Annotated in this window: 9 protein-coding genes; 3 read left to right on the top strand and 6 right to left on the bottom strand. The window is 50.3% G+C overall.

The features are described 5' to 3' along the window. The 3 genes from EHSB41UT_RS24745 to EHSB41UT_RS22800 all read right to left on the bottom strand — a co-directional run. Nucleotides 1-584: hypothetical protein (locus tag EHSB41UT_RS24745; protein WP_207626739.1), on the bottom strand; the 584-nt coding region annotated here is incomplete at its 3' end. Between the two features lie 561 nt (nucleotides 585-1,145). Further along, complete coding sequence (locus EHSB41UT_RS24540) at nucleotides 1,146-3,311, bottom strand: hypothetical protein (protein WP_133060638.1); 2,166 nt, start codon at nucleotides 3,309-3,311, stop codon at nucleotides 1,146-1,148. An 86-nt stretch (nucleotides 3,312-3,397) separates the two neighbouring features. Continuing rightward, complete coding sequence (locus EHSB41UT_RS22800; protein ID WP_133060637.1) at nucleotides 3,398-4,633, bottom strand: hypothetical protein; 1,236 nt, start codon at nucleotides 4,631-4,633, stop codon at nucleotides 3,398-3,400. 1,080 nt (nucleotides 4,634-5,713) lie between these two features. On the opposite strand from EHSB41UT_RS22800, the gene EHSB41UT_RS22795 reads away from it, so the two are divergent. Continuing rightward, complete coding sequence (locus EHSB41UT_RS22795) at nucleotides 5,714-7,108, top strand: MATE family efflux transporter (RefSeq protein WP_087113170.1); 1,395 nt, start codon at nucleotides 5,714-5,716, stop codon at nucleotides 7,106-7,108. 83 nt (nucleotides 7,109-7,191) lie between these two features. Here EHSB41UT_RS22795 and EHSB41UT_RS22790 read toward each other — a convergent pair whose 3' ends face one another. Further along, a complete protein-coding gene (locus EHSB41UT_RS22790; protein WP_087113169.1) occupies nucleotides 7,192-7,938 on the bottom strand; it encodes a MipA/OmpV family protein in 747 nt (248 codons plus the stop codon). Nucleotides 7,939-8,196: 258 nt separating this feature from the next. On the opposite strand from EHSB41UT_RS22790, the gene EHSB41UT_RS22785 reads away from it, so the two are divergent. Then, a complete protein-coding gene (locus EHSB41UT_RS22785; protein WP_087113168.1) occupies nucleotides 8,197-9,111 on the top strand; it encodes an SdiA-regulated domain-containing protein in 915 nt (304 codons plus the stop codon). Between the two features lie 58 nt (nucleotides 9,112-9,169). Here the strand turns inward: EHSB41UT_RS22785 and EHSB41UT_RS22780 are convergent, their stop codons facing one another. Then, nucleotides 9,170-11,083 (bottom strand): acyltransferase family protein, encoded by a 1,914-nt coding sequence (locus EHSB41UT_RS22780; RefSeq protein ID WP_087113167.1) that lies wholly within the window; start codon nucleotides 11,081-11,083, stop codon nucleotides 9,170-9,172. A gap of 231 nt (nucleotides 11,084-11,314) precedes the next feature. Between EHSB41UT_RS22780 and EHSB41UT_RS22775 the strand changes: the two genes are divergently transcribed. After that, the gene (locus EHSB41UT_RS22775) at nucleotides 11,315-12,493 is read left to right on the top strand and encodes an alpha/beta hydrolase (RefSeq protein WP_087113166.1); all 1,179 of its coding nucleotides are present in this window, start codon (nucleotides 11,315-11,317) and stop codon (nucleotides 12,491-12,493) included. A gap of 172 nt (nucleotides 12,494-12,665) precedes the next feature. On the opposite strand, the gene EHSB41UT_RS22770 is transcribed toward EHSB41UT_RS22775, so the two are convergent. Beyond that, nucleotides 12,666-13,262, bottom strand: coding sequence for a DsbA family protein (locus tag EHSB41UT_RS22770; RefSeq protein WP_087113165.1), 597 nt, complete (start codon nucleotides 13,260-13,262; stop codon nucleotides 12,666-12,668). Nucleotides 13,263-13,312: the final 50 nt, after the last annotated feature.

The following is a 13,312-nucleotide window of genomic DNA, read 5'->3' as shown; positions in this document are numbered from 1 at the left end:
GGGGGGGGAGGCGCGGGTGCAGCAGAGGTAGAGGGTAGTGAGAGAAATTGATTGTTTTCCTCTTGCTGCCCCAAAGTGAAAGAGCCGAGAGATGTTGGCGTTAATGTCAGAACTGGTTGGCTTTGCGGTGGCAGGGTTCCCCCGCCCATATTGAAAGGGTCAAAACCCAAACCGTCCATAAGATTCTGGGTCGTACTGGGTGGAGGATTGGACGACGGCATTGGGAGGGATTGTGGTTGGGAGTCATCAAACGAGATTAAGGGGGAATCATCCAGTAGTGAAATAAGCTGGGGTTCGCTCGGAGGTGTTGGTGGCGTGAACGGTAGCGTGGGTTGTGATGTTGTTTTTGGAAGATGGGGCACCGTGCCACTGGTTGATGATGCCGTCGATGATGACCTGCGCCCTTGATGTGTTTGTGAGCTGACTCTCTGCCCCGCACCTTGATGGGAAGAAGGGGTGTTGGTTTGTTGTGGCAGGATAGGTGCTGCGCCAGGTGATAAATTGCCTCCCATCGCTTGCATGATCAAATTTTCAGCCACAAGCATCTGACCCTTACTCAGTACGTAAGGGCCAGGGGGCGACATAACTCCCGCCCCTGTTGATTGTGGAGGCTGTTGCTTCTGTCGGGGAGGCGGCGGCGCTTTTCTGGCTGCGGCTCTTCCGCCAGACGTTCTGGACGGCGGCGGTAGATTGACTGCGGGTAAAGACGGTCTTTGATGCTGAGGCGTAGTATCCGGTGGTGCGGTGAGATCCATTTTCGGTTTCCCACCGGTGGATGCATGCAGGTAAGTATTAATGGAAAAGATAGAGACAATTAACAATGCAGCAGAAATCGATCTGATAATCCAAGCAATTATACGAAAGACTCCATTGTCCCGCATACGCATAGATGATTCCTGACCCAATTTTGAATGGTCGGGATAAAGTAGACCACCAAGATAAAACTATATAGAAAATTAATTATCTTTCTTGCTGCTTTCACTCAATTAAACCTGTGCACTTAAATCACGGCCGTTCTGTGGTCGTGATTGATTGAAAATACGTACAGGTTTCCATTATCAAGAGTGTTTTCAGAGGCACGTCGGTACCAGCGCTTCCTTATGTGCTGAGTACCGACGGTGTCGTACCTTAACAATTCTGGCGGCTTATTGTGTTACTTCCATCGGCTCCGGTGAGGTTAGCTCGCCAATCTTCGCGGCCCTTTTCAGAACAGAGTCGTAATATTGTGGCAGCAACCCCTCAATAATATCTTCGATATCTTGATCATTCGCTTTCAGGGTTGCGACCACCAGTGTGTCGACGGCTTTACCATGTTTTGGGTGCGCCAGTCGGGTCGTTGGGCCCATCTCCCGAAGATTTTTCGCTAGATGCGCAACTTTTAAGGCGCCATTATTTAACCGTTTGGACAGGACTTCAGGATGTTTAAGGGTTGATAGAGAAACTTTGTCCAGCTCTTTATCCATAAGCAGAACAGGATGTTCCCCCATGGTCAGGGCCAATAATGAGGTAACCAGATTAATGGTGTTAAACGCTTCCTGGTGAAAAGGTTGAATCAATATGTCCGCCATCAGGCGGAAGTCGGCAAGCACATCAAAAACGGCCTCTCCCTTGCTGATCCGGGCAAAGCTCATTTCGATCAGGTATTGCCAGGCTATTTCCGTATCCTCAGAAGGGTAGGCATAAATAAAATAGTTATCCTTTCCAGGACCATCAGGAGGTACTTCCGGGAAGGTGCTATCGCCTCGCCAAACCATTGGCGTGTCAAAGCCAGTAAAGGAATCTCCCGCTTCCTGCCTCAATTCGATAAGGATATGTTTTTTTAGCCTGTGCCCCAGGCTCTGGGCTTTTTTCTCCGGGTTCAGATGCAGAAACCTTACGAAGTCGTTGTGGAGCCGGGCGATAGCATTGAAGTGATCCCGAATGAAATCGTGCCGGGCAATACCGATATACAGCTCATCAACCCGGAATACATTTGTATTTGGCATGGTTTCCGATAAAGGCTGGCTGTATAGCTCTGTAGACAGAAGCCCTTTCGCCATCTGGTCGTAGTCGCTGTCATTGCTATAAGTCAGCAGATGATTGATGACTTGAGACAGAGTCTTAAAATCCTGGCCCAGGCGTGATACTGGAATAGTCGCACCTGCGTTTTTGAATTCCGTTTCAAGAAAGTGCAGATAGCTCGAATAGAGAACGGATGATCTGAGAAGTTTCATATAACTGTCATGGTCAATATCCAGCTCTTCGGCTTCCATCTCTTCTTCTGCCATCTCTAACAGTAAAATCGTATTGTTGAAGTCGTGGTAAACCAATCGGGGAAGAAGCCTCTGCGGTATATGTTGGAGCTTTGTAATGATCGCTGGAATATCCAGTGTCACAGGCGGGGCCTGTTTTAACGCAGTTGGCTTGGCTTTAATAACAGGTTTAGAGGAAGCCATCATGCTGACAGGCTGTGGTGATACTGTGAGTGATGGATTTTGATCCTGCGACTCTGTTGGATTTACTGTTTTAGGTGGAGGCGGAGGGGCGCGCCTGGTTGGTCTTGAATGGGATACTGCAGTTAAGTCTTTTTCTTTCTGAATGTGCTGGAGCTTGGAGTCAGACTCAGAATCAGAACTTTCGGATGGTAGGACTGTTTCTTCATTCTCAGACGGTGTTGTCGATTTCTGCCTCGATAGTGTCATTGAATTGAAGGCATTGGTGAGGACTTTTGGTACCTTAAAGCGTCCCCTTTGGCTCGTTGCTGTTGGCTTTGTATCTGAAGACTGTTTAGAGCCTTTCTCTTTCTTCTTCTTTTTTTTGCTTGATGCTTTTACTTCCGGTTCTTGTTCCGGTTCAGGATGAAGTTCTACTTCCATGGAATGGGGCTCGGAGTGGATGGGTACTGTGAGCAGATCAGGTCTGTCAGACTGTGATGAGGGTTCTGATTGTGGTTGTGGTAATGCCGGTGTTATTGATGATGTTGTGACCGCTGCCAGTTGTTTCAGTGCAGCTTTTTTTTCCAGACTTTCTCGTGGTTTAGCAACAGGGGGGCTTGGTTGGCCTCTCGAACTTTCTGGCAATGAGGAAAAATTGGCGGCGGCAGTTGTCGATTGAGTGGGCTGGCCTATGTCCGGTACATGATTGGGCGTGCTGTTCTTTTTTCTGCGGGGTGGAGGGACTGGATTTCCATCAAGAACCATTTTTTCTTTTGATGAGGCTGATAGTTGAGGGCTAAGACCTAAGGGCAATATCACGATGCCAATGATAAAAAGCCCTTTGAGTGCCCATCGAATAATTGAATAGCAATAATAAAAAAGACTATCGTCCCACATTGTCTTCCCCACCCCCATTGGATTGTGCAGAATAAAATAGACGTAAATAAAGGCCGTAGAGACAGTTTCTACGGCCTGCTGAATTGTTATTTCTGTTTGAGCAGTTGATTGATTTCACTATTCAGTGAATCAAAATATTTCTGCATCATGGAGGAAAGAGTCTGCTCAAGCAGGGTGTTACGGGTTATTAGGGTTACCGTAAATAGTGGCTCTGTTGCATCTGTTTTGGGATAAGCCAGCTGAGTGAGTGCCGGCAGCGATAGAGTCTCGGTAGCGAGTTGGGCCACCTTCTCTGAACCATTAAAGAGTCGTGCTGTGAGTAATGACGGCTTCGCCAGCTGGTTGAATGATTGTTCCTTTATTGTTCTATCACGGAACAAGATTGGGTATTCATTCATGGTCATGGCCAGGCAGGATGTGAGCAGATTGAGAGTAGCTGCCGTTTCATTTTGAAACGGGTTTATCAGAAACTCCGCCATTAACCGAAAATCGGCCAGTATCTCAAAGACCGGTCTGCCTCCTGCGTATTGATGAAAGACCATTTGCAAAAGATATCTCCAGGCCGGTTTAATCATGTCCACGGGATAGCCATGAACAACATACTGGTCTGTTGGCATACCCAGTGAATTATCTTCTGTAAATTGGCTGTGGGCTGACCAGGTTTGCCCTGACTCATGGTTGATGTGATCCGTGGGCAGATCAAACGAGTCTGTACTGCTAGAGGTTTTTTGTACTCGTTCAAGTAAGGGATGCTGGTCAAGATTCTGTGCCAGTTGTCTGGCTCCTTGATTGGCATGGTTTTTAAGATAGCGAGTAAATGCGGTATGAATTCTTACAAGCCCCTCGAAATGGGCATTGGAAAATTGTTTACGAGCTCTGGTCGTTGTGTGAGCCGTTGTTCTTAGTATCTCCTTCTGCAATGTGGGATCAAAAGGGTGGGAAAACATATCACCGTGTATGACTGCGCCATAGATTCGGGATTGTTCCCCATAAGTCTCTCGGGTCAAAAAGATGTTGAAGATATGGGACAGGGTGAAGAAATTATCGGCCAGTGGGCTGATCGGAATTCTTTGTAACGGATTGACTTTGCTTTTACTCAGTAAATAGAGATAGGACCAGAGCAGGTTGGCTGTCGTATCCAGTTTGTGATCTGTTTCAGAGGCCAGCTCAAGGGTGCTGACATCGATGGGCACAGTCAGAGGCACATTACTGTTTTTCAGAGCCACGACATTATTAAAATTTTGATAGACCAACCGAGGCAAGAGACGTTGTGGCAGAGCCTGGAATCGCTTAACGATAGACAGGGTATTCAGTGGCATCATGCCCAGTGGTTCCGGTCTGGATGGCCGGGCAGGCGGTTGTGGTTTTGCCGGGATTTTTGATCCGGTGAGCACAGGTTTTTTTGTCAGAATCGGGGGGATCTTCCCGTTTTGCGAACTCCTGTCAGAAGGAGTTACTGCCTTTGGGGCAGGATTACTGACCATCTTCCGAGGCTTTTGATCCTGCGGCGGCGGTTTTGGTTTCACGGACATTGACTGCCTGGGTGCTGTTGTATGCCGGGCTCGTGGTTTTGTATTGGAGGTGTCTGTCGTCATCCCGGAGAACATCTGCACCAGCTGATTTACCTTTGATTCTGAAGTTGAAGGTGTGTCCACTTCCATACTTTCGGGCTTGGTTACAGAAGTAGTTTCAGGAATGGTCTTGGGCTTGGGCTTGGCCGACGAGGGTGGTGGCGGAGGAGGCTGCACAGGTCGTGATACAGTGGCCGGTGTTTCCTCTTGCTCCATAGATTCATGCTGCGCCATAACTTTCAGTGAAGTGGCTCCTCGCATATGTTTTGGGATCAAAGGCTGTTTGGATCCTGCAGCCCGCTGCCGTTCATAGGTTGATCCTCTGATGCCCGGTTTGCTTCTCCCCATATGTCCGTTTTGTGAAGACGGTTGTAAAGCATTTAACGTGTGTCTGTGCTGTTGGTCGGGGCGACGGGGAGGAGGGGAGTTTGGCACTTGAAACTTTGCGCCGTCTTTATGGGATGCCATCGCCATGTGGCTGGGAGCCAGTAGTAATACGCTGGTAACCAGAGGTAGTAACCATCTGTTCTGCGCTCGAAGTATGACAACACCAACTGAACGTACGTCCAACATAGACTTATCCGTTATAAGGGCTGCGGGATAAAGTAGTTCAGCTTTCGGGAAGGGTAGGGAAGATGTGATTCCCATCTTTATCAGTCAGTAATCCTCTGTCGTACGTCAGCATTTGTTCAAGAGGAGATTGACTTTTTTTGTAAATAATTTGAACATATGTCCAAATTGAACACGTGTTCAATTTTTTAATTTTATTAACCGCTGCTGCAGTACAACGCCAAAACGGGGCGACTCACGCAAAACACAGGATAGGGCGCAATGTCAGCGCAAGTTGCAGAAGAGAGCATGCTCTCAGGAAATACCACCCGGGAGTTCTTCCGGTTTGTAGTGCCATCGATTGTTGGTCTGCTGGCCGTATCATCGGCAGGTATTGTCGATGGGATTTTCGTTGGAAACTATGTGGGTTCGACCGCGCTGGCTGCGGTCAACCTGGTGACACCGTTATACTCGTTGTTCTTCGGGTTGTGTGTGATGATGCTGGTGGGTGGTGCGGTGGTTGCCGGTAAGGCACTGGGCTCCGGCGACGTACGGCAGGCTCGCAATATCTTTACCAAGTCCATGATCGTCATCATCGTCTACGGCGTATTGATGGCAAGTCTGGGTTATCTCTTTGCCGAGCATATTTCTCTGTTTATGGGAGCAAACGAAGACGTTCTGCCTCTCACGGTGGATTATATTCGTGGCGTGTCCCCGTTCCTGATATTTATCGCCATTGGATATGCACTATCGTACTTTGCCCGTATTGATGATGCGCCCAACTATGCGCTGGCAGGACTGATGCTGATAGCCGCCACCAATATGGTGCTGGACTATGTGTTTATCAAAGCGCTGGGCTGGGGCATTGAGGGTGCGGCTTTTGCGACCGGTTTGTCTTACGTCGGCGGTACCGTGGTACTGGTAGCCCGATTGTTTGGCAAATCCGCCCGAATTACCCCGATCAAGCCGTTTGGCTCCTGGCTGGGGTTAGTGCGTGCGGCCTATAACGGCTTGTCTGAGTTTATTAACGAGATGTCTGGTGGTCTGGTGATGTTTATCATCAACTGGATTCTGATGACGGAGCTCGGTACCAACGGTGTTGCCGCCTTTACCATTGTGAACTACATCATCTGGCTGAGTGTGATGATCTCCTATGGTGGTGCCGAGGCACTGGGGCCACTGGTGAGTGTGAACTTTGGTGCCGGCCGTGATGACCGGATTGCCCGGTTCCTGAATCTGGCAGTGATGTGTAGTGTGGTGACCGGTGTTGTGGTTATCGCTGTGCTGATGATCAATCCGGAAGCGATTGCCAGTGCCTTTGTCAGCAGCAGTGAGACTGAAACCCTGAGCCTGACGCTGGGTATTATTGCGGTGATCTGGCCGATGTTCCTGTTCAACGGCATCAATATCAGTGTGTCCGGTTACTTTACCGGGATGCATGCGGCGGCTCAGTCTGCGGCTATCGCCATCAGCCGCTCGCTGGTGTTGCCACTGATCCTGATACTGGTGTTCTGGAAACTGTTCGGGGTGATGGGTGCCTTTGCGGCATTGCCGGTGGCGGAAGCCCTGACCTTTGGTCTGACTGCTGCACTGTACTGGTATGGTCGTCCATCCACGCTGGTGGCGAAAGACCAAAAAAAGCCGGAAGCGGTCGGCACTTTGGCTGACAGTTACTGATCCTGCCTTACTGTCGGATACCTGTGGTATCCGACATTTCTCAAATATTCGCCTCGTGCGGTCAGCATGCAACACTGATTAAATTAGAAACGATAGGCGTATACAAGCCCAATCCGGCTGCTGTTATCGCTGTCTACGATAGGGCTGTCAGCAATCTCGCTGCCGTAATTCTCATAACTGATGGCGAAGCGAACTATCTGGTTACGATCAATTTTATATAGGGCACTCAGTCCCAGTTCCCAAACGTAATCGCTGTCTACGGTATAGGCCGCTCGACGCACTGTGGCTTCTTTTGCCGTCACACCGTAGTAATAATCGGCCAGATCGGCACTCAGGTAGCTAATGCTGGCAGCAGGGATGATGCTCCAGTTTTTGTTAAGATCGTATGGCTTCTCCCATCCCAGTTCCAGCTCATAACCATCATGGGTGCTGGCAGCATCGCCGAAGGCTTCAATAGACCATTCGCCCAGCCCGGTTTCGACGGAAGCGGTCAGACCACCTTCAACTGTGCCGTCCCGATCTTCCATACCGCGCAGGTCGTCACTGTCTTTATCATCGTAACCATCCATGCGATAGCGAACAACGGCATCGATCTTGACCGGGCTGCTTTCAAAAAAGGTATAGCCTACCTCTGGCCCACGCAGATAGAAGTTGCCGTTCTCATACATAACCAGCGGAATCCCGTTGGTTTCTGAATCAACGCCCTTGTAGATGGACTTCTCATGACCAACACCCAGTCCTAGAGACAGGCTGGAGTCATTCTCTTCCGCGCTTACGGCAGTAGACAGGGTTACTGCCACAGCCAGGGGAATAAGGCTGGTTTTCTTCATTGTTAAGCGTCCTCTGTTATAAGTTTTATTCAGTGTACGAACAGCAATGTCAAAAGAGAGTGAAATGCATATGACAGTGTTACTCTAATTTACGCTCGACTCTAATCGCTGGATCATGGGCGTGTTTCGTCATTCTCTTTTCACTAAATGGTCACTATCTCGTCATGGGCCATTCACCTAAATTTCACAGTCACCCACGGATAATCCCTTTAGTTTCAGTCACTGTTTTCAGGTGATATTTCCAGTCGGGGTGAGGGTATGACACGAATTTCAAGACATGGCCGTTTTAAAGGTGTTGCAATGGGCATGGCGGTAATGGCAGCAACACTGACACTGGTGCATGAAACCGATGCCGATGATCTTCTCTATGGCCTGTATCTGGAGAAACAGTTAACGCCCGAAGAGCGGGAGGGAGCGGTCTGGCTGCCGGATTATCAGCTGGTCAGTCAGGTGGAACTGTTGGGCATTGATGATAATGCTTCTGGCCTGACCTGGAATCCCCAGACCGAAACCCTGTTTGCGGTGCTTAACGGTCCGAATCAAGTATTGGAGCTGAGCCAGAGTGGGGATGTTCTGCGTCGTATACCCCTGAACGGATTTCAGGATGTGGAAGCTATTACCTGGATTGGTGGCGACAATTATGTGGTGGCGGATGAGCGCTATCAGAGCCTGGTCACTATTCAGGTGACTCCAGACACCAAAGAGATTGACCGAACCAATCTTGAAAGTGTCACCATAGGCATAGGTGCCGGCACCAACAAGGGCTTTGAAGGTTTGGCCTGGGACAGCCAGGATAACAGTATTTATGTGGTGCGGGAGCGTGATCCGATGCAATTGATGAAAATCTCCGGTCTCCATAACCAGAGCCGTCATCAGTTTGGAGTACATGTTGATGCCCGTCTTGAAGAAACCGTACGCTCCAATAATGAAGATCTGTCCGGCCTGCATATAGACCCGCGCTCCGGGCATCTGCTGGTGCTGAGTGATGAATCCAATCTGGTGACCGAGATCGACAAGACAGGCAAGCCAATCAGCTATATGGAATTGTTTGAGGGGTGGCATGGTCTTGATGAAGAAGTCCCCCAGGCCGAGGGGCTGACCATGGATGATAACGGTGATATCTATATTCTTAGCGAGCCCAACCATTTCTATCGGTTCAGTAAAGCGGGCTGATAAACGACAGGGCATGAAAAAGCCGGGTCTAAGCCCGGCTTATTCAGTTTTAGAGGAATTACTTCACTGAGGTGAGAGGGTTACCAAACTGCTGCAAGTAAACCTTTCCCAGCTCTTTGGAGCCAGCATAGTTCAGGTGGTTGTCATCCCGGTACAGGGGAGTGCCGTTCAGTACACTATCGCAACGTTCCCCTTCACACATCGCCATGCGCGGATTAATCCATTGTACCTGCGAGTACTTGGCACTGATTCTCTGCTTCAGCTTGTAGAAGTTAACCTGCTCTTGCTCAACAGTCTTGATATCCAGTGAGCAGTCGGCATCTTCACGCAGAATACAGTGCGCCATACTGTTGGTGGGAAGGCGTGGTACATCTTCCAGAATAATGACCTTATGACCGTTTTCAATCAGCCAGTCTGTTGTCGCCATAAAGAACTCTTGATAGCGATTGTTAGCCAGATAAGATGTCCACCAGGCCGACAGAATCACCGTAGTTGGCTCCTCTGAAAGATAGGCTTCCAATGCCGCATTACGGGTGGTCTGACGACCTTCACCAAAGATTTTGCGACTTTGCTCGGCGGTCAGAAACGGTGTTGAAGCCTTGGTCACCAGCAGTGTGGATTGACCATTGCCCTTGTTCAGCTCTTCGATAAAGCCCGCCAGGGACGTCGCGTGGGAATCGCCCAGCAACACCGCATCCGGTTTCCGACTTTCAACCTTGTTGCCCAGCAGACAGCGGCTGCTGCGATCAAAGTTCTGCTCATCGCCATCAAAGCAGTCATCAAAAATATCACCGGCATTCTGCTGGTTGATGATCTTGTAGATGACCCGCTTACTCTCCGGGATACGGAAGCTGATATCGTCGGCAATACGAATAGTGGCCTGGATGGCCCAGATCACCACCGCTGGTACAACGATCAAGGTAAGTACAATCTTCTTTGCTGACCAGGGCTTACGGCGAATCCGGTTCTCGACAAAGGTGTAGCTCAACCAGCCTGCAACCAGACTGAAGAGAATCAGTGCGATCTGAACAGCAGGGGTGAGTTCCACCATCTGGTAGTTCAGGATGGCGACTGGCGGCCAGTGCCACAGGTACACGGAATACGACAGAGTACCAAGGAAGACAAACGGTCGTGAACTCAGCAGACGGTTAATGGCTGGTGTCGCCTGACCCATACCAGCATAAATCAGCAGGCCGGTACCCAGAGTGACTGGCAGCGCATAAAGGCCCGGGAACTGGTCGCCTTTTTTTAGCAGCAGAGCACTGGCCAGGATCAGGCCCAGACCAAGCATCGATAGCAGTTCCGCAAAGCCACGGTTAAGTTGAGGCAGGCGTTGACCAAACAGGGCCAGACCCACACCGATCAGAAACTCAAAGACTCGGGTCGGCAGTTCATAGTAAGCGGCATCAGGTGCCGTTTGGGTTCTGTGGATCGACCATGCCAGAGCTGCACCCCAAACTGCGAGAAACAGCCATGGAGCCAGCTTATGGCGGGAAAAGCGGTAAAGCACCACCAGAATCACCGGCCAGATCAGATAGAACTGAAACTCAACCGCCAGTGACCAGGTATGCAGCAGCGGCTGAACCTCGGCATCCGGGGCAAAGTATTTGGCAAATTCACTGATGTAATAGAGGTTACTGGTGCCGACCAGCGAGTACAGCCAGCTCTTGGAGAAGACGTAATATTCTTCATCCATATAAATGCGGGAAATCACTAGAAAGGTCACCAGCGACACCAGCAGGAACGCAGGTATCAGACGCTGAACCCGTTTGGTATAAAAGTCTTTAAAGCGGAAGCTGCCATTGTCACACTGGCGCATCAGCAGGCCGGTGACAACAAAGCCGGTGATGACAAAGAACACGTCAACACCCGCATAACCGCCCTGGAACAGACTGAACTGGAAGTGGTAGAGGACAACAAGTCCCGCGGCTATCGCCCGCAGGCCATCGATATCCGGACGGTATTTCAGCATGGAGTCTTACAAACTACGTGGGTGGAAGAAAAGCGACACTACCCTCAGGTCCGTGAAAACAATGTGAACATCGAACATGAAGGGGCGGGATTATTTCAGGGAATAAATAACGGGATAATTGGGACAAACCGTGCTGATGGATCAGGCATTCACATTTTTCTGACAGCCTTTGTGTCAGAATTCTCTGAATTCACAGTACAACATTTCGATACAAGCAGGGCAGGAGAGGGGATGCTCAGAAATATAATCGCTATCTTCGCAACAGGGCTGGTCGTCGTGGGCTGTAGTCAGGTGCCGGATGCTGCTCATTACCAGCCATCATCCAGTACGCCAGCCTATACGCAGTCGTCTTTTGAGGCTTATGTGCAGGAGACCCGTCAGTGGTTGATGGCAAACCGTGCTTTTATTTCATCCGATAAGGCGCGGGAAGTGAATGCCAATGCCCCGTTTGAACTGAAGCCTGAAAAAGGTACCCAGCCCAGCAAAGGTATCCTGCTGGTACATGGTCTGGGTGACTCGCCATACTCTTTTGTCGATCTTGCGCCGGCTCTTGCTGCCCAGGGGTTTACCGTGCGTACTTTGTTGCTGACCGGCCACGGTGCCCGCCCCGGAGATTTGTTGAATGTTGATGTGCAGGACTGGCGCCAGGCCGTGGCTCACCATACGGCACTGTTAAAGCAGGATGTTGATGAAGTCTGGCTGGGTGGATTCTCTACAGGCGCTAATTTGGTAACCAGCGAAGCCCTGGCGGATAACAGTATTGCCGGGTTGGTCGTGTTTTCTCCGGCTTACCAGCCACGTAGTCAATTGGTGGCTTTGGCGCCTTATGTCGCCAAAGTGGCCGATTGGGCTGATGCTGACCCCAGCGATAATATTGTTCGGTTCGATTCACTGACCTTTCAGACCGCCGGGGCTTATTACCGCACGACACAGAGCGTGAGTGATGCTCTGCGCTTTAAAGCGTTTAATCGTCCGGTCATGATGGTCTTGAGTGCTGACGACAGTGTTGTGGATGCAGAGCAGATGCTGGCACTGTTTGAACAGCGCTTTACTCATCCGCGCAGCCAGTTGATCTGGTATGGGGATGCGCCGGAGAGTAGCGATTCTCGCCTGAAAGTCTTGCCGACCCGTTTACCGGAACAGCGGGTCAGTAACTTTTCCCATATGGCGGCACTGTTTGCACCGGAGAACCCTTACTACGGTGTGCAGGGTGAATACCGGATTTGTAATAACGGGCAGGATGACAGCGAAGAGGGTGAGAAGGCAGTTTGCCCGCCGGATGAGCAGCTCTGGTTTTCCGCCTATGGTTATCTGGAATCCAATAAGGTACATGCACGTCTCACCTGGAATCCGTATTTCAGTGAGCTGGTGGAAGATATACAGCGTGTGACGGAGACCAGTGACCGTTGAAACTCTAGACAGACAAATGCCAGCCATGTGCCCAGAGCAGTGCAGAACACGGCCAGAGTGGTGAACAGAAAGAGTTCCAGGCAAGTTTGCAGGCTGTCTGTCAGTTCAGAGGCAGTGCGCGGAGCACCCGGTAGTGAGTAGTTAATCTGTTTTTGGGGTTTCTCAGAAGCACTCAATTCATACGGATCAGCTCTTCCACGGCTTCAAAGAAGCTGGATTGAGGACGGGAGCCTTCCAGCCGCAGGTGTCGTCCGGTCATGGTATCAATCATCAGTGATGTCGGCGTTGAGTTCACATTCATTTCCTGCGCCTGACGAATATCGGTAGCCACGTTCTGCTCATAGCGGCGGGAGTTAACCCCGGAAATAAAGGCATTACGGTCAATGCCAACATCGCCGGCCAGGGACTCGATATCGCCCACTCCCCGGCCACCCCCGGAGGTGTTCTGAAAGACTTCCTCTATGAAAATCCAGAACGCTCGATTGCCGCCAAGATCAGCAATACATTCCGCAGCTTCGGCTTCGATGGCGGCAGCCGGATCGTGCATGGGCAGCGGCATATGTTTCCACTGCCAGTTGATCAGCCCACCGGACTCATCAACAACCTGTTTGGGCGTGTGATGAAATGCGCGACAGTAGGGGCATTCCAGATCCGAGTAGAGAAGCAGGGTAAAGCGGGCACTGGAATCCCCGTAGATATGACGATCATCCGTTGTCGTTTGGCCCGCAGCCTGATAGCTATCAAAGACTGAACTGGTAGGCTTGCTCATTTCCTATATCTCAAAGTGTACGGATTTGCGGGCAAGCATAGCGGGTGATT

Source organism: Parendozoicomonas haliclonae (assembly GCF_900174585.1).
In the GTDB taxonomy this organism is placed as follows: Bacteria; Pseudomonadota; Gammaproteobacteria; order Pseudomonadales; family Endozoicomonadaceae; genus Sansalvadorimonas; species Sansalvadorimonas haliclonae.
Note: the sequence above shows the minus strand (reverse complement) of the source record. Positions and strands in the feature narration are given on the sequence as shown.

Coding starts and splice junctions, on each gene's coding strand:
- EHSB41UT_RS22795 (WP_087113170.1), top strand. CDS start 5,714: ATGTCAGCGCAAGTTGCAGAAGAGAGCATGCTCTCAGGAAATACCACC.
- EHSB41UT_RS22770 (WP_087113165.1), bottom strand. CDS start 13,262: ATGAGCAAGCCTACCAGTTCAGTCTTTGATAGCTATCAGGCTGCGGGC.
- EHSB41UT_RS22780 (WP_087113167.1), bottom strand. CDS start 11,083: ATGCTGAAATACCGTCCGGATATCGATGGCCTGCGGGCGATAGCCGCG.
- EHSB41UT_RS22790 (WP_087113169.1), bottom strand. CDS start 7,938: ATGAAGAAAACCAGCCTTATTCCCCTGGCTGTGGCAGTAACCCTGTCT.
- EHSB41UT_RS24540 (WP_133060638.1), bottom strand. CDS start 3,311: ATGTGGGACGATAGTCTTTTTTATTATTGCTATTCAATTATTCGATGG.
- EHSB41UT_RS22800 (WP_133060637.1), bottom strand. CDS start 4,633: ATGATGCCACTGAATACCCTGTCTATCGTTAAGCGATTCCAGGCTCTG.
- EHSB41UT_RS22785 (WP_087113168.1), top strand. CDS start 8,197: ATGACACGAATTTCAAGACATGGCCGTTTTAAAGGTGTTGCAATGGGC.
- EHSB41UT_RS22775 (WP_087113166.1), top strand. CDS start 11,315: ATGCTCAGAAATATAATCGCTATCTTCGCAACAGGGCTGGTCGTCGTG.